This window comes from Streptomyces griseicoloratus, assembly GCF_014534645.1.
Lineage (GTDB): Bacteria > Actinomycetota > Actinomycetes > Streptomycetales > Streptomycetaceae > Streptomyces > Streptomyces griseicoloratus.
Genome location: NZ_JACVQF010000101.1, coordinates 1 through 21,139, shown reverse-complemented (window position 1 = coordinate 21,139; position 21,139 = coordinate 1). Strand labels below are relative to the sequence as shown.

Sequence of the window (21,139 nt, the reverse complement as noted above, 5' to 3'; positions counted from 1 at the left end):
TGAATGGCAATGGCCGATCGGAATGGACTCCAATTGCCGCTGACGGCCGCTCAGTACGGAATGTGGCTGGCGCAGCAGGTGAATCCGGAAAACCCGATGTACAGCATCGCCGAGTGCGTTGAGATATCGGGGGAGATCGACCCGGGACTGTTCGAGACGGCGCTGCGCCGGACGGTCGCCGAGGCCGACGTGCTGCGCGTACGGCTGTCGGAGGGCGACGAAGGCCCCGTGCAGAGCGTGGTCGCGGAACCGGACTGGCAGCTGCACACCCCCGACGTCAGCGGTGAGGCGGACCCCGCCGCCGCTGCCGAGCAGTGGATGCTGGAGCGGGTGAGGGCGCCGGTCGACCTGGCGTCCGGGCCGCTGTTCACCTTCGGCCTGGTCAAGCTCGCCGACGACCGCTACACCTGGTTCAGCCGGGTCCACCACGTCCTCGTCGACGGCTACAGCTGGTCCCTGATCGTGTCCCGGGTGGCCGCCGTCTACTCGGCACTGGCGGCCGGCGAGGAACCCGCCCCGTCCGGCTTCGGCAGCCTGCGCGAACTCGTCGACCTCGACACCGCCTACCGGGGCTCGGACCAGTTCGCGGCGGACGCCGCCTTCTGGAGCGAGGAGCTGGCGGACGTCGCCCCGCCGACCGGCCTGGCCGGGCGGCCGGCCCGGGTGCCGGCCGACCACGTCCGCCAGGCCGGCCACGTCACCCCCGGCACCGCGTCGGCGCTGCGCGATCTGGCCCGCGAGACCCGTGTCAGCTGGCCCGCCGTGGTGGTCGCGGGCCTCGCCGCCTACCTCAACCGGCTCACCGGCGCCGACGACGTCGTCCTCGGACTCGCCGCAGCCGCCCGCCCCGGGGCCGCCGCCCGGCGGATCCCCGGCATGGTCTCCAACGCCCTGCCGCTGCGCGTGCGGGTGCGGCCCGGAACGAGCGTCGGTGAATTCCTCGCCTCGGTCAGCGACGGCATCCACCGCGCCCTGCGCCACCAGCGCTACCGCTACGAGGACATCCACCGCGACCTCGGCCTCGTCGGTGACCGCAAGCGGCTGTGGGGCCCGGAGGTCAACTTCGTCATGTACGGGGAGCCCCTGGTCTTCGCCGGCCGCCCGGCCACCGTGCGGGGCTTCTCGATCGGCCCGGAGGAGGACCTGTCGCTGGTCGTCGACAACCGCACGCCCGACGGCGGATTCCTCATCGACTTCCACGCCAACGCCGACCTCTACACCGACGAGACGCTCACCGGGCACCGCGAGGCCCTCACCGCCTTCCTCGTCGCGCTGGCCGGCACCGCCCCGGACGCCCCCCTCGACTCCGTCGCGCTCACCGCGCCGGCCGGCTGGATGCCGCCGCGGACGGACGACGACGCCGGCGAGCCCGCTGCCGCCGAGGCGGTGGAGTACCGCGCGCCCGGCACCCCGCACGAGGAGACGCTGTGCGCGCTGGTGGCCGAGGTGCTGAAGGTGCCCCGCGTGGGCCTCGACGACAACTTCTTCACCCTGGGAGGCCACTCGCTCACCGCGATCCGCCTGCTCGGCCGGATCCGGGAGGCGTTCGGCGCGGAGCTGTCCATCCGCTCGGTCTTCGAGACGCCGACCGTCGCGGGGCTCGCCGCCCGGCTCGACGGCGCCGGTGACCGCCGCAGAGCCCTCGAACCCGCCCCCCACCGCCCCGCCGAACTGCCGCTCTCCCTCACCCAGCAGCGGCTGTGGCTGGTCAACCGGCTTCAGGGCCCGAGCGGCGCCTACAACATGGGCCTGGCACTGAAACTGACCGGCCGGCTCGACAAGGCGGCCCTCGGCGCCGCCCTCGCCGATGTCCTGGCCCGGCACGAGAGCCTGCGGACCACCTTCCCGGAGGCCGACGGACGGCCCCGCCAGCACGTGCTCACCCCCGAGGAGGCCGCCGCCCGCGCCCGCCTCGTGGAACTCCCCGCCGGGCCCGGCACCGTGGACGCCACCGTCGCCGGCGTCGTCGCCGAGGGGTTCGATCTCACCACCGACCTCGCCGTGCGCCCGCGCCTGCTGGTGCTCGCCCCCGAGGAGCACGTCCTGCTCGTCGTCCTGCACCACATCGTCGCCGACGGCCTGTCGCTCGCCCCCCTCGCCCGCGACCTGGGACGCGCCTACACCGCCCGCACCGCCGGGCGGGCCCCGGACTTCGCGCCGCTGCCGGTGCAGTACGCCGACTACACCCTCTGGCAGCAGTCGGTGCTCGGCGACGACAGTGACCCCGACAGCCCGCTGGGCCGCCAGCTCGCGCACTGGACCCGGGCGCTCGCGGGCCTGCCCGAGGAGCTGGACCTGCCCCTCGACCGGCCGCGTCCGAGCGAGCTGAGCCAGCGCGGCGACATCGTCCGCTTCGAGATCGGTGCCGCACTGCACCAGCGGCTCATCGACCTGGGCCGCACCCACCGGGCCAGCCTCTTCATGGTGCTGCAGAGCGCGGTCTCCGTCCTGCTGAGCAAGCTCGGCGCGGGCGACGACATCCCGCTCGGCAGTGCCGTGGCGGGCCGCGGCGACGCGCGGCTGGACGAACTGGTCGGGTGCTTCGTCAACACCGTGGTCTTCCGTAACGACGTCTCCGGCAACCCGACCGTCGCCGAACTCATCGAGCGCAGCCGGGAGATGGCACTGGCGGCCCAGGCGCACCAGGACCTCCCCTTCGAACGGCTCGTCGAAGTCCTCAACCCCGAGCGCTCGCTCGCCCGGAACCCCCTGTTCCAGGTGATGATGGACGTCCAGACACCGGCCGAGTCCACCCTTGAACTGCCGGGCCTGGTCACCGCGCCGCAGCAGGTTGACCCGGGCGTCACCAAGATCGACCTGTTGTTCGGGTTCGACGAGCGGTCCGCGGGACACGAGGCCGCCGCCGGCATCTCCGGCCGCCTGGAGTACAGCACCGACCTCTTCGACCGGTCGACCATCGAGGCGATGAGCGAGCGCCTGCTGCGGGTGCTGGAGGCCTTCACCGCCGACCCCGCCCGGCGGACCGGCGACATCGGCATCCTCTCCACCGCGGAACGCCGCCAGATCCTCACGGAGTTCGCCCCCGCCCCCGCCGTCGCCCCCGAGGCGCTGCTGCCGCGGCTGTTCGAGCAGCAGGCCGCGCGCAGCCCGCGGGCCGAGGCGCTGCGCGAGGGCGACCGGGTGCTGACGTACGCGGAACTCAACGCGCGGGCCAACCGACTGGCCCACCACCTGATCGCGGCCGGTGCGGGCCCCGAGCGGCGCGTGGCGGTCCTGCTGCCCCGCTCCGTCGAACTGGTGATCGCGCTGCTCGCCGTCACCAAGTCCGGCGCCGCCTACGTCCCGGTCGACCCGGACTATCCCGCCGAGCGGATCGCGTACATGCTCGACGACTCCGCGCCCGCACTGGTGCTGGCCGACGAGCGCACCCGGGCGGCGGTCCCCGGAGGGCTGCCCGTCGTCGACCCCGGCGCGGAGCACTCCGCCCCGGAGACCGACCCCACCGACACCGACCGGACCCGGCCGCTCGACCCCGCCCACCCCGCCTACGTCATCTACACCTCCGGCTCCACCGGCCGCCCCAAGGGTGTGGTGGTCGAGCACCGCTCCGTCGCCGTCTACCTCCAGTACGCCCGCGAGCACTACCCGTCCGTGGCCGGCGGCACGCTGCTGCACTCCCCGGTCTCCTTCGACCTGACCGTCACCTCCCTGTACGCGCCCCTCATCACCGGCGGCACCGTCCGCGTCACCGCGCTCGACGGACCCGCGACGGGAGCCCCGCGCCCCGCCTTCCTGAAGGCCACCCCCGCCCACCTGGCCCTGCTCGGCGTGCTCCCCGAGGAGTTCTCGCCCACCGGGGAACTCGTCGTCGGCGGCGAGATGCTGATCGGCGAGGCCGTCACGGAACTGCGCCGCCACCGCCCGGGCGTGACCGTCGTCAACGAGTACGGCCCCACCGAGGCCACCGTCGGCTGCGTCGAGTACCGCATCGGCCCCGACGAGCCCGTGCCCGGCGGACCGGTGCCGATCGGGCGTCCCATGTGGAACTCGGTCATCCACGTACTCGACCCCGCCCTGGCCCCCGTCCCGCCGGGCGTGGCCGGCGAGATCTACATCGGCGGCGGGCAGCTCGCCCGCGGCTACCTGGACCGGCCGGCGCTCACCGCGGAGCGGTTCGTCGCCGACCCCCACGGCCCGGCCGGCGCCCGCATGTACCGCACCGGCGACGTGGGCCGCTGGCGCGCCGACGGGCAGCTGGAGTACCTCGGCCGGGTCGACGACCAGGTCAAGCTGAACGGCTTCCGCATCGAGCTGGGCGAGGTCGAGGCCGTGCTGGCCCGCCACCCGGAGGTGGCCCGGGCCGCCGCCACGGTGCGCGAGGACCTGCCCGGCCACCGGCAGCTCGTCGGCTACGTCGTGCCGGGCGCGGGCGAGCGGCCCGCACTGGAGGACGTCCTCGCGCACGCCGCCGGGCGGCTGCCCGCCCACATGGTGCCCGCGGCGGTCGTCGTCGTGGACACCCTGCCGCTCACCCCGAACGGCAAACTGGACCGCAAGGCGCTGCCCGCCCCGGAGTTCACCGCCGGGGCCCCGGCCGGGGCGGACCGGCCGCGCACCCCGGTGGAGGAGACGCTCGCCGCGCTGTTCGCCGAGGTCCTCGGCCGTGACGCCGTCGGCCTCGACGAGAGCTTCTTCGAACTCGGCGGCGACAGCATCGTCTCCATCCAGCTGGTGGCCCGCGCCCGGCGCCGCGGCATCGCGCTGAGCCCGAAGGACGTCTTCGAGCTGAGGACGGTGGCGGCCCTGGCCGCCCAGGCGGCCCCCGCGCAGTCCGGGCCGGCCGACGACACGGCCGCGAGCAGCGGCCCGCTCACACCGACCCCGGTCATGCGCTGGCTGCGCGAGCGCGGCGGCCCGGTGGACGCCTTCCACCAGTCGATGCTCCTCCAGGTCCCGCCCGGCCTCGGGCAGGAACCGCTCACGGGCGCCCTGCAGGCCCTGCTCGACCGGCACGCGGCCCTCCGCCTGCGCCTGGACCGCAGCGGCGCCGAGTGGACGTACGACATCCCCGCGCCCGGCAGCGTCCGTGCCGCCGGGCTCGTGCACCGGGTCGACATCGCCGGGCAGAGCGGCGAACGGCTGCGGACGACCCTGGAACGGGAGGCCCGCGCCGCCTGGCGGCGCCTCGACCCGGAGGCCGGCACGATGGCCGGGCTGGTGTGGTTCGACGCCGGTCAGGACGCCCCCGGCCGGCTGCTGTTCGCCGCCCACCACCTGGCCGTCGACGGCGTGTCGTGGGGTGTCCTGCTGCCCGACCTGCGGGTCGCCTGGGAGGCGGCCGCGGCCGGCAAGGAACCCGAACTCGCCCCCGTCGGCACGCCGTTGCGGCGCTGGGCCGAGCTGCTCACCGAACAGGCCACCGCCCGCGCCGACGAGGAGGAGCTGTGGGCACGGGCGCTCCGGCGGCCCGCCCCCTCCCTCACCGACCGGCCGCTCGACCCGGCCCGGGACACGGCGCACGCCGCCCGGCACCTCACCCAGGTGCTGAGCGCCGACGCCACCGCCGGACTCCTGGACCGGGCGCCCACCGCACTCAACACCGGTGTGCACGAGGTCCTGATCACCGCGCTCGCCGTGGCGGTCGACCACTGGCGCAGGCACCGGCACCGCGGCGAGGGCGAGGGAGTCCTCCTCGACGTGGAGGGCCACGGCCGCCAGGAGATCGCCGACGGCGTCGACCTGTCGCGCACCGTCGGCTGGCTGACCGCCATCCGGCCCGCCCGGCTGGACCCCGGCGTCGAGGACTGGGAGGGGCTGTGGTCCGGAGGGCCGGAGGCCGGCCGGGTGCTGCGCACGGTCAAGGAACAGTTCCGGGCCGTACCCGACGAGGGCATCGGCTTCGGGATACTGCGCCACCTGCATCCGGACGCCGGGCCGCGCCTGGCCGGGCTCGCCACCTCGCCCCTGCTCTTCAACTACCTGGGACGGGTCGCCGCCTCGGGCGGCGACTGGGCGGCCGCCGCCGAGAGCGACGTGGTCCTCGCCGAGGGCGCGGACCTGCCGCTGTCCCACCTGATCGAGATCAACGCCCTCATCCAGGAGCAGCCCGACGGGCCGCGCCTGACCGCCCGCTGGACCTACCCGGGACGGCTCCTGTCGGAGGCCGACGTCCGCGAACTGTCGGACACCTGGTTCCGCGCCGTACGCGCACTGCTCCACCACGCCGAACGCCCCGACGCCGGCGGCTGGTCCCCGTCGGACCTGGCCCTGGTGGAGCTTTCCCAAGACGAGATCGACGGCCTCGAAGCCGAGTGGAGGACGCTGCAATGACGAAGACGGGTCCCGAGGACATCCTTCCGCTGTCCCCGCTCCAGGAGGGACTTCTCTTCCACGCGCTGTACGACGAGACCGGCAACGACGTCTACACGGTGCAGGTCGTCCTCGACCTGGGCGGGGCCCTGGACACCGAGGCGCTGCACCGCACCGCGCAGGCGCTGCTGGACCGGCACGCCAACCTCCGCGTGGCCTTCCTGCACCCCAAGCAGAGCCGACCGGTGCAGGTCGTCGCCCGGCACGTCGAGGTGCCCTGGGCCGTGAGCGACCTCAGCTCCCTGGACGAGGCCGAGCGGACCGCGGAACTGGAGCGCATCCAGGCGGCGGAGAAGGCCCACGCCTTCGATCTCACCCGCCCGCCGCTGATGCGCTACCGCCTGATCCGGCTCGCCGAGGACGCGCACCGCCTGCTGTGCACCTTCCACCACATCCTGCTCGACGGCTGGTCCACGTCCGTGCTGCTCGGCGAGCTGTTCCAGGTGTACGCCGCCGGCGGCGACGCCTCCGGCCTGGAGCCGGTCACGCCCTTCCGCGAGCACCTCGCCCACCTCGCCCGCCAGGACCACCGGGCCTCCGAGGAGGCCTGGCGCCAGGCCCTCGCCGGCATCGACGCCCCCACCCGGCTGGTGCCGTCGGACCCGGCGCGCGAGGTCGTGCACCCCGACACCCGCGTCCTGGAACTGTCCACCGAGGAGACCGAGGCGCTCTCGGCCCGGCTGCGTGCCCTCGGCCTGACCTTCTCCACGGCCGTGCACGGCTCCTGGGCGCTGCTGCTGTCGGTGCTCGCCGGCCGCGACGACGTGGTGTTCGGCACCGTGGTCTCCGGCCGGCCCCCGGAGGTGGCGGGCGTCGAGCGCATGGTCGGCATGCTCATCAACACCCTGCCGGTCCGCGTCCGGCTGGGCAGCGGCGACACCCTGCACAGCGTGCTCGACGCGGTGCAGCGCGAGCACCTGGAGATGACGGCCCACCAGTACACCGGCATGCGGGACATCCTCCGTGTCTCCGGCCACCCCGAACTCTTCGACACCTACGTGGCGTTCGAGAACTTCCCCTTCGACCTGCAGAGCCTGCGCGAGCTGGCCGGTGACCTCAGCATCGACGGCTTCGACGTCCTGGACGCCAACCACTACCCGCTCTGCCTCGTCTCCCACGTCCACGAGGGCCGGCTCCGGTTGTTGCTCAACTACCGCCCGGACCTGTTCGAGCCCGAGCAGGTCGAAGTGATCGGCGCCCGGCTGGTGCGCATCCTGAACACCCTGGCCGAGGACCCCACGCGTACCGTCGCGGGCCTGGACCTGCTCGGCGACGACGAGCGGGCCCGCCTGACCGCGGGACCGCAGGAGGTCGAACAGGCCACCTTCCCCGAGCTGTTCGCCGCCCAGGCGGCCCGCACCCCGGACGCCGTGGCCGTGGACGCCCCCGGTCTCACGCTCACCTACGCCGAACTGGACGCGCGCACCGACGAGCTCGCCGCCCGCCTGAGCGCCGCGGGCGTCGGCCCCGAGCAGATCGTCGCCCTCGTCCTGGGCCGCAGCGCCGAGTCCGTCATCGGCTCGCTCGCCGTGATGAAGGCCGGCGCCGCCTACCTCCCGGTCGACCCCGACTACCCGGCCGAGCGCATCGCCTTCATGTTCGACGACGCGCGTCCCGCCGCCGTGCTCACCACCACCACTCACCGCGCCGCCGTCCCCGCGGGCGGCGCCACCGTCGTCGTCCTGGACGACGACCAGCCCGGGACCGGCGCCGCCGAGCGGCCCGCCGGGCCCGTGTCGGCGGCCTCGCCCGCCTACCTGATCTACACCTCCGGCTCGACCGGCGTGCCCAAGGGCGTCGTCGTCAGCCACGCCGGGATCGCCGCGTTCGCCGCGACCGAGCGCGAGCGGTTCGCCGTCGACGCCACCGCCCGCGTCCTGCAGTTCTCCTCGCCCAGCTTCGACGCCTCGGTGCTGGAGCTGTGCATGGCGCTGACCTCCGGGGCCGCTCTCGTCGTCCCCGAGCCCGGCGCGCTCGCCGGCGAGCCGCTCGCCGAGCTGATCGGCGCCCGGCGGGTCACCCACGCCCTGATCCCGCCGGCGGCGCTGGCCAGCGTGCCCGTTTCCGCACTGCCGGACTTCCGCTGCCTGATCGTCGGCGGCGACGCCTGCTCGCCGGAGCTCGTCGAGCGCTGGGCACCCGGCCGCCGCATGGTCAACGCCTACGGCCCCACCGAGTCCACCGTCGCCGTGTCCATGAGTACCCCGCTGGAGCCCACCGGGACGGTCCCGCCGATCGGCGCCGCGGTGCGCGGCACCCGCCTCTACGTCCTCGACGCGGCCCTGCGCCTCGTGCCCCAGGGCACCGAGGGCGAGCTGTACGTGTCCGGCGCCGGTCTCGCCCGCGGCTATCTGCGCCGCCCCGGCCTGACCGCCGAGCGCTTCGTCGCCGACCCCTTCGGCTCCCCGGGCGAACGGATGTACCGCACCGGTGACGTGGTGCGGATACGGCCGGACGGACAGCTGGAGTTCGTCGGCCGCGCCGACGACCAGGTCAAGATCCGCGGCTTCCGCATCGAACTCGGCGAGATCGAGAGCGCCCTGGCCCGCCACCCCGAGGTGGACCGCGCGGCCGTCGCCGTCCACGAGCTCCAGGAGGGCGTGCGGCAGCTCGTCGCCTACGTCGTGCCGTCCGACGGGACACGCGACACCGACGCCGACGCGCTGCGCGCCCACGTCGGCGAACTGCTGCCCGAGTACATGGTCCCGTCCGTCGTCGTCGCCCTCGACACGCTGCCGCTGACCGCCAACGGCAAGCTCGACCGCAAGGCGCTGCCCGCCCCCCAGTCCGCCGCCGGCGAGGGCCGGGCCCCGGCCACCGAGCGCGAGGAACTGCTGTGCGGGATCTTCGCCGAAGTGCTCGGACTGGAGAAGGTCGGCGCCGACCAGAGCTTCTTCGAGCTCGGCGGTGACAGCATCGGCTCCATCCAGCTGATCAGCCGGGCCCGCAAGGCCGGACTGCGCCTCACCCCCCGCGACGTGTTCACCCACCGCACGGTCGAAGCACTCGCCGAGGTCGCCCAGGAGGCCGCCGCCCCGCGCCGCGCCGCCCCGTCCGACGGCGTGGGCGGAGTCCCGCTGACCCCGATCATCCACTGGTTCCGCGAACACAGCGGCCCCGCCGCCCGGTTCAGCCAGGCCATGCCCGTGACGGTGCCCGCCGGCCTGGACACCGCACGGGTCACCGCCGCCCTGCAGACCCTCCTCGACCACCACGACGCGCTGCGGCTGCGGCTGACCCGCATCGAGGACATCGACGAGTGGACGCTGGAGATCACCCCGCCCGGCACCGTCGCCGCCGCCGAGGCCCTGCACCGGGTCGACGTCACCGGCCTCGAAGCGGACGCCGTGCGGGCCGTCACCGAGCGGGAGTTCGCCGCCGCCCAGGACCGGCTCGCCCCCGAGGAGGGCCGGACGGTGCAGGCCGTCTGGTTCGACGCCGGTGCCGGCCGGCCCGGCCGCCTGCTGCTGGTCGTCCACCACCTGTGCGTGGACGGCGTCTCGTGGCGCATCCTGCTGCCGGACCTGTCCGCCGCACTCGACGCCGCCGCCCGGGGCACCGCCTTCACACCGGAGCCCGCCGGCACCTCCTTCCGGCGCTGGGCCCAGCACCTGACCGCGGCCGCCGGCGAACCCGACCGCATCCGCGAACTCCCGCTGTGGCGCTCCATCCTCTCCGCGCCCGACCCGCTGCTCACCGACCGCCCCCTCGACCCGGCGGCCGACACCCTCGCCGGCGCCGGGCACCTCACCCTGCGCCTGCCGGCCGACGTCACCGAGCCGCTTCTCGGCCGGGTCCCGGCAGCCTTCCACGCACAGATCAACGACGTCCTGCTGACCGCCCTCGCGCTCGCCGTCGCCGACTGGCGGCGCCGGCAGGGCCGCGGCGACACCTCCTCGGTGCTGATCGGGCTCGAGGGGCACGGCCGCGAGGACATCCTCGACGGCGCCGACCTGTCGCGCACCGTCGGCTGGTTCACCAGCCTCTACCCGGTGCGTCTCGACCCCGGCCCGGTCACCGCCTCCGACCTCGCCGCCGAGGGTCCCGCGGCGGCCCGCGCGCTCAAGGCCGTCAAGGAACAGCTGCGGGCCATCCCCGACAACGGCATCGGCTTCGGCCTGCTGCGCCACCTCAACCCGCGCACCGCGGCCGCCCTGGCCCGGTTCGCCGAGCCGCAGATCGGCTTCAACTACCTCGGCCGCATCGGCGAGTCCGGCGACAGCGCCGGCGACGGCCAGGACAGCAGCCTGGGCGGCGGAGCGGAGCCCGGCACGCCGCTGCCGTACACCCTCACCGCCAACGCGGTCACCGAGACCCACGCCGACGGTCCGCGGCTGACGGCCACCTGGACCTGGCCCGGCGGCCTGCTCACCGAGGAGGACGTGCGGGACCTCGCCACCGGCTGGTTCGACGCCCTGCGCGCCCTCGTCGCGCGCGCCGACCGGCCCGAGGACACCGGCGGCCTCGTCCCCTCCGACCTGCCGCTGGTCGCCCTCGACCAGAACGAGATCGACCGCCTGGAGCGGGCCCGGCCGCGGCTGACCGACATCCTGCCGCTCTCCCCGCTGCAGGAGGGCCTGCTCTTCCACACCGAGTACGACCAGGACGCCGAGGACGTCTACATCACCCGGCTCGCCGTCGACGTGCGCGGTGAACTGGACACCCGGGCACTGCGCGATGCCGTCGCCGGGCTGCTCGCCCGCCACGCCAGCCTGCGCGCCTGCTTCCACCGCACCACCGACGGCACGCCCGTGCAGCTGATCCCGGCCGAGGCCGACACGCCCTGGCAGGACATCGACCTCAGCGGCCTCGGCGAAGCGGACCAGCAGGCCGAACTCGACAGGCTGCTGACCGCCGAGCGGTCCCGCCGCTTCGACCCCGAGCAGCCGCCGCTGCTGCGCTTCACCCTCATCCGGCTCGGCGCGGACCGCCACCGGCTGCTGTTCGCCGCCCACCACCTGCTGCTCGACGGCTGGTCGGCACCGGTGCTCGCCGGTGAGCTGTTCGCGCTGTACGGGCAGCGTGGCGACGCCTCGGCGCTGCCGCCCGTCGTCCCGTACCGGGAATACCTCGCCTGGCTCGCCCGGCAGGACCGCGGCGCCGCGGAGGACGCCTGGCGGGCGGCGCTCGCCGGCGTCGAGGAGCCGACGCTCGTCGCCCCGCAGGCGGCCGGGCACGCCGCCGCCCTGCCCGGCCGGATCGTGGACGAACTGCCGGCCGGCCTCACGGCGGCCCTGACCACGGCGGCCAGGACCCACGGCCTCACCATGAACGCCGTGGTGCAGGGCGCCTGGGGCCTGGTGCTGGCCGGCCTCACCGGCCGCGACGACGTGCTGTTCGGGGAGACCGTCTCCGGCCGACCGCCGGAGCTGCCCGGCGTGGAGTCCATGGTCGGCCTGTTCAGCAACACCGTGCCGGTACGCGTCCGCATCGACCCGGCCCTCTCACTCGCCGAGACGCTCACCCGCGTCCAGGCGCAGCGCGTGGAACTCCTTGCCCACCACTACCTGGGCCTGGCCGACCTCCAGCGCCTGACCGGCCTCGGCACCCTCTTCGACACCGCCGTCGTCTTCGAGAACTTCCCCGCCGACGACGGCACCGGCCGGACCGTGCACGGACTCACCCTGTCCGACGTCGACACCAAGGGCGACAACCACTACCCGCTGGGCATGGTCGTGATGCAGGACGACCGGCGGATGGTCATCAACTGGTACTACCGCGGCGACCTGCTCGACGAGGACCTGGTACGGTCCGCGACCCGTCAGCTGCGCCGCGTCCTGGAGGCCGTCGTCACCGCGCCCGACACCCCCGTCGGCCGGCTCCGGCTGCTGGACGACGCGGAGACCCGGCAGCTGACCACCGGCTCCGCCGGCCCCGCCGTGGCCGCCGCCGCGACCCTCGTCCCCGAGCTGATCGAGGCCCAGGCCGCGCGCACCCCCGACGCCGTCGCCGTCGCCGACGCCACCACCGAACTCACCTACGCCCAGCTCGACGAACGCGCCAACCGTCTCGCGCGGACCCTGACCGCCGAGGGGGCGGGACCCGAGCAGCTCGTCGCCGTCGCCATGCAACGGTCGGCGGACCTGGCGGTGGCGCTGCTCGCGGTCCTCAAGTCCGGTGCCGCGTACGTGCCCGTCGACCCCGCCCACCCGGCCGAGCGCATCGGGTACCTGCTCGCCGACGCCCGCCCGGGCCTGGCGCTCACCGACCGGGCGACGGCCGCCGTTCTCGCGGACCACGACGTGCGCACGCTCGTCGTCGACGACCCGGAGACGGCCCGGCGCGCCGGCGCCCACCCGGCCACCGCCCTCGTGGACGCCGACCGGCGCGCCCCGCTCACCGCCGACCACCCGGCGTACGTCATCTACACCTCCGGCTCCACCGGGCGCCCCAAGGGCGTCGTCGTCACGCACCGCTCCGTCGCGGACTACCTCACCTGGGCGGGGAGCGCCTACCGGGGCGCCGCCGGCCTCGCGCTGCTGCACTCGCCGGTCGCCTTCGACCTGACGGTCACCGCCCTGTTCACGCCCCTCACGGTCGGCGGCACGGTGCTGATGGCCGCCCTGGAGGAGGACCCGGCGACCGCCGGGCGCCTCGGGCGCACCCCGGTCACCTTCATGAAGGCGACCCCCAGCCACCTCCCGCTGCTCGGCGCCCTCCCCGAGGAGTACTCGCCGTCCGGCGAACTCCTCCTGGGCGGCGAGGCCCTGCTCGGCGAGTCGCTGACCGCCTGGCGCGAGCGCCACCCCGGTGCCACCGTCTGGAACGTCTACGGCCCCACCGAGGCGACCGTCAACGTCACCGAGTACCGCATCGACCCCGGCACCGAACTCGCCCCCGGCCCGGTCCCGATCGGCCGCCCCCAGGGCAACGTGCGCGCCTACGTCCTGGACCGCGCCCTGCGGCCCGTCCCGGCCGGTGTCCCGGGCGAGCTGTACCTCGCCGGGCCCTGCCTGGCCCGCGGCTACCTCGGGCGCCCCGGCCTGACCGCGGAGCGCTTCACCGCCGACCCCCACGGTCCGGCCGGCTCACGGATGTACCGCACCGGAGACGTGGCCCGCCGGCTGCCGGACGGGAACCTGGTGTTCACCGGCCGCGCCGACGACCAGGTGAAGATCCGCGGCCACCGGGTCGAGCTCGGCGAGATCTCCGCCGCCCTCGCCGCCCTGCCCGGCGTCGCCGCCCAGGCCGTCGTGACCACCGGATCCGCCGACGGCGACCGGCTGCTGGCGTACGCCGTGCCCGCGCCCGGGGCGGCGCCGGCGGCCGCCGCGCTGCGCGAGCGACTCGCCGCGGTCCTGCCCGACTACATGGTCCCGGACGCCGTCGTCCTCCTCGACGAGCTGCCGCTCACCCCGAACGGCAAGCTCGACCGCAGGGCCCTGCCCGAACCGGAGACGGCCGCCGGCCCGGCCACCCGCGCCCCGCGCAGCCCGCAGGAGGAAATCCTGTGCGGCCTGTTCGCCCAGGTGCTGGAGCGCCCCGAGGTCGGTGCCGACGACCACTTCTTCGAGCTCGGCGGCAACTCGCTCAGCGCCGTCCGGCTGCTCAGCCGGGTCCGCTCCGCCTTCGGCTCCGACGTCGACGTGCGCGCCGTCTTCGAGGCGCCGACACCGGCCCTGCTCGCCGCCCGGCTGACCGCATCCGGCAGCCGGCGCCCGGAGCTCACGGCCCGGGAGAGGCCCGCCGCGATTCCGCTGTCGTACGCCCAGCGCCGGCTGTGGTTCCTGAGCCGGCTGCACGGCCCGTCCGGCGCCTACAACATCCCGCTCGCCATCCGGCTCGACGGAGCCCTCGACGTGCCGGCGCTGCGCGCGGCCCTCGCCGACGTGGTGGCCCGTCACGAGACCCTGCGCACCGTCTTCCCGGACGACGGCGGCCGGCCGCGGCAGGCCGTCCTCGACGCCGCCGCCACCCCCGTGCGGCTGCAGGTCGTGGCCTGCGGGCCGCAGGAGCTCGACGCGGCGCTGCGCGAGGAGTCCGCCCGCGGCTTCGACCTCGCCACCGAACCGCCGCTGCGGGCCACACTGTTCGCCGTCTCCGGCACCGAGCACGTCCTGCTGCTGACCCTGCACCACATCGCGTCCGACGGCTGGTCCAACGCCCCGCTGGCCCGCGACCTGTCCCGGGCGTACGCCGCCCGGCAGGCCGGCCGCGCACCGGACTTCGCGCAACTGCCCGTGCAGTACGCCGACTACACCCTCTGGCAGCGCGACCTGCTCGGCGACGAGACGGACGCCGACAGCCTCGCCGCCCGCCAACTGGCCTTCTGGCGCGAGACGCTGGCCGGCGCGCCCGCCGAACTGGCGTTGCCCACCGACCGGCCCCGGCCGGCCGAGATGACCGGCGACGGCGCCACGGTGGACTTCCGGATCGACGCCGCGCTGCACGCCCGCCTCACCGAACTCGCCCGCACCCACCAGGTCAGCCTGTTCATGGTGGCGCAGGCAGCGCTCGCGGCCCTGCTGACCAGGCTCGGCTCCGGAACCGACATCCCCGTCGGCACCGCCGTCGCCGGCCGCTCCGACGCGGCCCTCGAAGACCTCGTCGGCTTCTTCGTCAACACCCTCGTGCTGCGCACCGACACCTCCGGCGACCCCACCTTCGCGGAGCTGCTGCGCCGGGTGCGGGCCACCGACCTGGCGGCCTACGCCCACCAGGACCTGCCCTTCGAACGGCTCGTCGACCACCTCGGCGCCGAGGCCCGCTCGCTCGCCCACACCCCGCTGTTCCAGGTGTTCCTCGCCTTCCAGAACAACGCGGCCCCGCGCCTGGAGCTGCCCGGTCTCACCGTCCGGCCGGCGGCCGTGGAACTCACCTCGGCCAAGACCGACCTGGGCATCGAACTCACCGAGGAGTGGACCCCCGACGGGGACCCCGCCGGGCTGCGCGGACTGGTCAGCTACCGCACCGACCTGTTCGACCGCGGCACCGTCGAGTCCGTGGTGTCCCGCTTCACGGCACTGCTCGGCGCGGTCACCGCGGACCCGGACCGTCCGCTCGGCCGGATCGACCTGCTGCCCGAGGCCGAACTGCACCGCGTGCTCACCGAGTGGAACGACACCGCCCGCGAGGTGCCCGCGGCCACCCTGCCGCGGCTGTTCGAGCGGCAGGCCGCCGCCACCCCCGAGGCCACGGCCGTGATCGCGGGCCGGGAACGGCTCACCTACGCGGCCCTCAACGCCCGGGCGAACCGCTGGGCGCACCACCTCATCGGGCAGGGCGTCGGCCCCGAGCAGCGGGTCATGGTCGCCCTGCCCCGCTCGGCGGAATGGCTCGCCGTCACCCTCGGCGTGCTCAAGGCGGGCGCCGCCCACCTGCCCGTCGACCCCGGCTACCCGGCCGAGCGCATCGCCTACATGGCCGAGGACGCGCGCCCCGCCCTGGTCGTCACCGGCGGCCGGGCCCTCGCGGAGCAGGCGCTGCCCGCCGGGGTGCCGGTCCTGCGCGCCGACGCCGCCGACGTCCGGGAGGCGGTGGCCGCCGCCCCGGCGACCGACCCGGCGGACGCCGACCGCACGCGGCCGCTCGCCCTGGACCACCCCGCCTACGTCATCTACACCTCCGGGTCGACCGGCCGGCCCAAGGGCGTCGTCGTCACGCACCGGGGTGTCGCGGGCATGGCCGGGGCCCACGCGGAGAACTTCGCCATCGACGCCGACAGCCGGATCCTCCAGGCCGTCTCGCCCAGCTTCGACGTGTCCGTCGCCGACCTGGCGATGACCCTGCTGAGCGGCGCCGCCCTGGTGCTGCCCGACGGCAACCGCGCCCCGGTCGGCGACGAACTCGCCCAGCTGCTCACCGAGTACGAGGTCACCCACCTGCAGATCACGGCCGGTGTGCTGGCCACCCTGCCCGGCGACCCGCTGCCCCACCTGCGCACCCTCGCCGTCGGCGGCGAGGCCTGCCCGCCCGAGCAGGTGGCCCACTGGTCCCGGGGCCGCCGGCTGCTCAACGTCTACGGCCCGAGCGAGGCGACCGTCTGCGCGACGATGAGCGGGCCCCAGTCCGGCGCGGTCCAGCCGCCGATCGGCGCCCCGCTGTGGAACACGCGGGTGTACGTCCTCGACGACTTCCTGCGCCCCGTGCCGGCCGGAGTGACCGGCGAGCTGTACATCGCGGGTGACGGGCTCGCCCGCGGCTACCTCGACCGGCCCGCCCTCACCGCGGAACGCTTCGTCGCCGACCCGTTCGGGGCGCCCGGATCCCGCCTGTACCGCACCGGCGATCTGGTGGCCTGGAACGCCGACGGGCAGCTGCGGTTCGCCGGCCGCGCCGACGACCAGGTCAAGATCCGCGGGTTCCGCATCGAGCTCGGGGAGATCGAGGCCACGCTGGACGGCCACCCGTCCGTGGCCCGCTCGGCCGTGACCGTCCACCACGGCGACGACGGACGGGGGCAGCTGGTCGCCCACGTCGTCGCCGCCGACGGTGCCGACGCCGACCCGCGCCTGCTGCGCACCCACCTCGCCGAACGGCTCCCGGAGTACATGGTCCCCGCGGCCTACACCCTGCTGGAGGCCCTGCCGCTGAACGCCAACGGCAAGGTCGACCGGGCGGCGCTGCCGGAGCCGGACTTCGCCTCCCGGGGCGAGGGCCGCGCCCCGCGCGACGCCAAGGAGACCCTGCTGTGCGAGCTGATCGGTGACCTGCTCGGCGTGCAGCCGGTGAGCATCGACGACAGCTTCTTCGACCTCGGCGGCGACAGCATCGTCTCCATCCAGCTGGTCAGCCGGGCTCTTGAGGCGGGCCTGGAGTTCACCGCGGCGGACGTGCTGCGCCACCGCACCGTCGAGGCACTGGCCGCCGCCGCGACCGGACCGGCCGCCCTCTCCCCGGCCGACGGCCCGGACGGCTCGGGTGACTCCGGGACCGGCGAGGTTCCGCTGCTGCCGGCCGTGCACGCCCTGCGCGAACGCGGCGGCCACGCCGGCCACTCGGCGGCCACCGCCGTGCTCGCCCTTCCGCCCGGCACCGGCGAGTCCCTGCTGCACACCGTGCTGCAGGCACTGGTCGACCACCACGACGCACTGCGGCAGCGGCTCACCCGCCGCGCCGGCAACCTGGTGTGGGGCCTGGAGGTGCTGCCGCGCGGCGACGTGCCGGCGGCCGGCCTGCTCACCCGCGTCGACGTGGCCGCGGCCGGCGCGGACGCGCTCGCCGCCGAGACCGCCCGGCAGACGGACGCCGTCCGGTCCGCCCTGGCGCCCGAGGACGGCGTGCTGCTGCGGGCCGCCTGGCTGGACGGCGGACCCGACGGGGAGCACCGGCTGGTCCTCGCGGTGCACACCCTCGCCGCCGACGCCGCCTCCTGGCGGATCCTCCTCGACGACCTGCGCACCGCGTGGCAGGCGGCCGCCACCGGGGCGGCGCCCCAGCTGCCGCCGGTCACCACCGCCTACCGCACCCTGGCCGAGCAGATCGCCGCGGCGGCCGCCGCCCCGGAACTCGTCGACGAGCTCGAAGCCTGGACCGACATGCTCGCCGCCCGGACCGTGGCCCCGGTGGCGGTGGCGCCGGACCCGCGCCGCGACACCGAGGGGACCGTCCGCCGACTGGAGATGACCTTCTCCGCGGCCGAGTCGAAGGCCCTGCTCACCACCGTCCCCGAGGGCCTGGCCACCGGGGTGCGCGAGGTGCTGCTCGGCGCGCTGACGGCCGCGGTCGCCCAGTGGCGCACCCGGCGCGGACTGCCCGCGGACGCGGGTGTCCTGGTCGCCGTCGAACAGGACGACCGCGACGCCAGTGCCGGTACCGGCCGTACCGTCGGCCCGTTCACCGCCGTCCACCCGGTGCTGCTCGGCGCCGGCGAGCCGGGCACCGCGCCCGCGGCCCGCATCAAGCAGGTCAAGGAACAGCTCGCGGCCGTCCCCGGCGACGGCTGTGGCTACGGCCTGCTGCGCCACCTCAACCCGCAGACGGTGCCCCTGCTGTCCGGGCTGCCCGCCCCGTGGGTGCGCGTCGCACACCGGGACGGCTGCGCCGAGCCGCTCGCCGACGGCTCCGTGCCCCTCGACGCACCGGGAGCCCCCCGGCCCGTCCGCGGCGAGGACGCGGACACACCGGCCCGCTACGTCCTCGACGTGGAGACCTGGTCCCACGACGGCCCCGGCGGCCCCCGCCTGACGGCCGTCTGGTCCTGGCCCGAGGCGCTGTTCGGGGACGGCGAGGCCGCCGAGCTCGCCGCGGACTGGCAGCAGGCGGTCCGCGAGGCCGCCGCCGTCCACGACGGCGGCCGCTCCCCGTCGGACTTCCCGCTGGTGGACCTCACCCAGCAGGACGTCGACCTCCTCGAACGCGACGGACACCGGCTCGCCGACGTGCTGCCGCTGGCCCCGCTGCAGGAGGGGCTGCTCTTCCACTCCCTGTACGACCGGCGTGAACCGGACGTGTACACCGTGCAGTTCGGTCTCGACCTGGAGGGCGACCCGAAGACCCCGGTGCTGCGGGCCGCGGTCGGGGCGCTGCTGCGCAGGCACGCCAACCTCCGCGCCGGCTTCGCCCACGAGGGCCTGAGCCGACCGGTGCAGTTCATCCCCGAGGACGTCGACGTGCCGTGGTCGGAGACCGACCTCGGCGACCTCGACGAGGCCGCACGGCAGGACGCCGTGGAGCGGGCGATGCGCGAGGCCGGGGCGGAGCGGTTCGACATCGGCAGGCCCCCGCTGCTGCGCTGCGCCCTGCTCCGCCTCGGCGGCGGCCGGGCACGGCTGGTGCTGACCCTGCACCACCTGCTGCTCGACGGCTGGTCCACGCCGGTCCTGCTCGACGAGCTGATGCGGCTGTACGCGGCCGGGGGCGACCCGGCCGGTCTGCCCGAGGTCCGGCCGTACCGCGACTACCTGTCCTGGCTCGCCGGCCAGGACCGGGCGGCCGCCGAGCGGGCCTGGCGCCGGGTGCTGGACGACTCGGCCGAGCCGACCCTGCTGGCGCCCGCGGACCCGGAGCGGGCGGCGGTGGCGACCGAGAAGATCTCCGTGACCTTCGGCGGCGAACTGACCGCCGGCCTCGCGGCACTGGCCGCCCGGCACGGCACCACGATGAACACGGTCGTGCAGGCCGCCTGGGGACAGCTGCTGGCCCGGCTCACCGGCCGCGCCGACGTCGTCTTCGGCGCCACCGTCTCCGGCCGGCCGCCCGAGGTCGCGGGCATCGAGCGCATGGTGGGCCTGTTCATCAACACCGTTCCGGTGCGGGTGGCTCTCAGGCCCGGGGAGAGCGCCGAGGCCGTGCTGCCCCGGCTGTGGGAGCAGCAGCTCGACCTGACGGCACACCAGTACATCCGTCTGGTCGACCTGCAGCGGCTGACCGGCAAGGGCGAACTCTTCGACACCCTGCTGGTCTTCCAGAACATCCCGGCCGACGGCGCCGGATTCGGCGGCGACGGCGACCGGGTCCGGGCGGTCGACCTGGTGATGGACGACGCCACCCACTACCCCCTCACCCTGGACGCCGGCCTCGCCGGCGACCTGCTGCACTGCCGCTTCGGGTACCGGCCCGACCTGTTCACCAAGGCCGACGCCGAGGCCGTCGCCGACGGGCTGCGCGACGTCCTGGAGGCGCTGGCCGCGGACCCGGCCGGGCCCTGGCGTCCGGCGGACGATCCGCTCCCCGGCTGGTGGGCCGGCGTCCGCGCGCGCATCGCGGGGCAGCCGGTACCGGAGCGGCCCGCCACGGAGGCCGGCGTGCCGGAACCGGACGACGCGGACGGCCCCGCCGACCGCGAGCGGATCCTCACCGGGCTGTTCGCGGAGCTGCTGGGCGTCGCCGAGGTCGGTCCGGACGACGACTTCTTCGAGCTGGGCGGCGACAGCATCGTCTCCATCCAGCTGGCCGGCCGGGCCCGCAGCGCGGGCCTGCTGATCAGCCTGCGGGACGTCTTCAAGCACAAGACGGTCCGCGCGCTGGCCCGCATCGCCCGGCAGGACGACGGCGCCGCGGCCGGCGAGGCCCCCGGGGAGGCCATCGGCGAACTGGCCCTCACCCCCGTGATGCACGACCTGTACGAGCGGGGCGGCCCCACCGACGAGGTTCACCAGGCGGCCCTGCTCCAGGTCCCCGCCGACGCCGGCCGGCGACGACTGGCGGCAACCCTGCAGGCGGTCCTCGACCACCACGACATCCTGCGCGCACGCACCGTCGCCGGCCCCGCGGGCCCGCGTCTGGAGGTCACCCCGCGGGGCTCGGTCGACGCCACCGCCCTGCTGGACCGCGTCGACGTCACCGGCGTGGCCGCCGGGGACCTGATCGGCGTCGTCGCCGACACCCAGACCCGGGTGCAGGGCGACCTGTCGCCGGCCGACGGCCGGATGGTCCGCGCCGTCTGGTTCGACGCGGGCCCCGGCCGGCCCGGACGCCTGCTGGTACTCGTGCACCACCTCGCCGTGGACGGCGTGTCCTGGCGGGTGCTGCGGGAGGACCTCAAGGCGGCCTGGGACGCGGTGGCCGAGGAGCGCGAGGTCCGGCTGGAACCGGTGCGGACGTCGTTCCGCCGCTGGTCCAACGAGCTCGCGAGGGAGGCCCTGAGCGAGCGCCGCACCGCCGAACTCGGCCTGTGGCGCGACATCCTGGACACCCCAGACCCGCAGCTCGGGCGGCGGCCCCTCGACGCCGCGGCGGATGTCGCCCGCACCGCCCGGCGGCTGACCGTCAGCCTGCCTCCCGAGGCAGCCGACCCCCTGCTCGGCGCGGTGCCCGCGGCCTTCCGCGCCGCGGTCGACGAGGTGCTGCTCACCGGCCTGGCCCGGGCGGTCGCCCGCTGGCGGCGGGAGCGGGGCCGCGGCGACGGCAGCGCCGTCCTCGTCGGTCT

2 protein-coding genes are annotated in these 21,139 nt (G+C 75.5%); both read left to right on the top strand.

Annotated features, from left to right (window positions below):
* Window positions 1–3: 3 nt before the first annotated feature.
* A complete protein-coding gene (locus H0H10_RS02640) occupies window positions 4–6,291 on the top strand; it encodes a non-ribosomal peptide synthetase (protein WP_306420923.1) in 6,288 nt (2,095 codons plus the stop codon).
* Window positions 6,288–21,139: non-ribosomal peptide synthetase (locus H0H10_RS40450; protein ID WP_188179145.1), on the top strand; the 14,852-nt coding region annotated here is incomplete at its 3' end. The genes H0H10_RS02640 and H0H10_RS40450, both read left to right, overlap by 4 nt.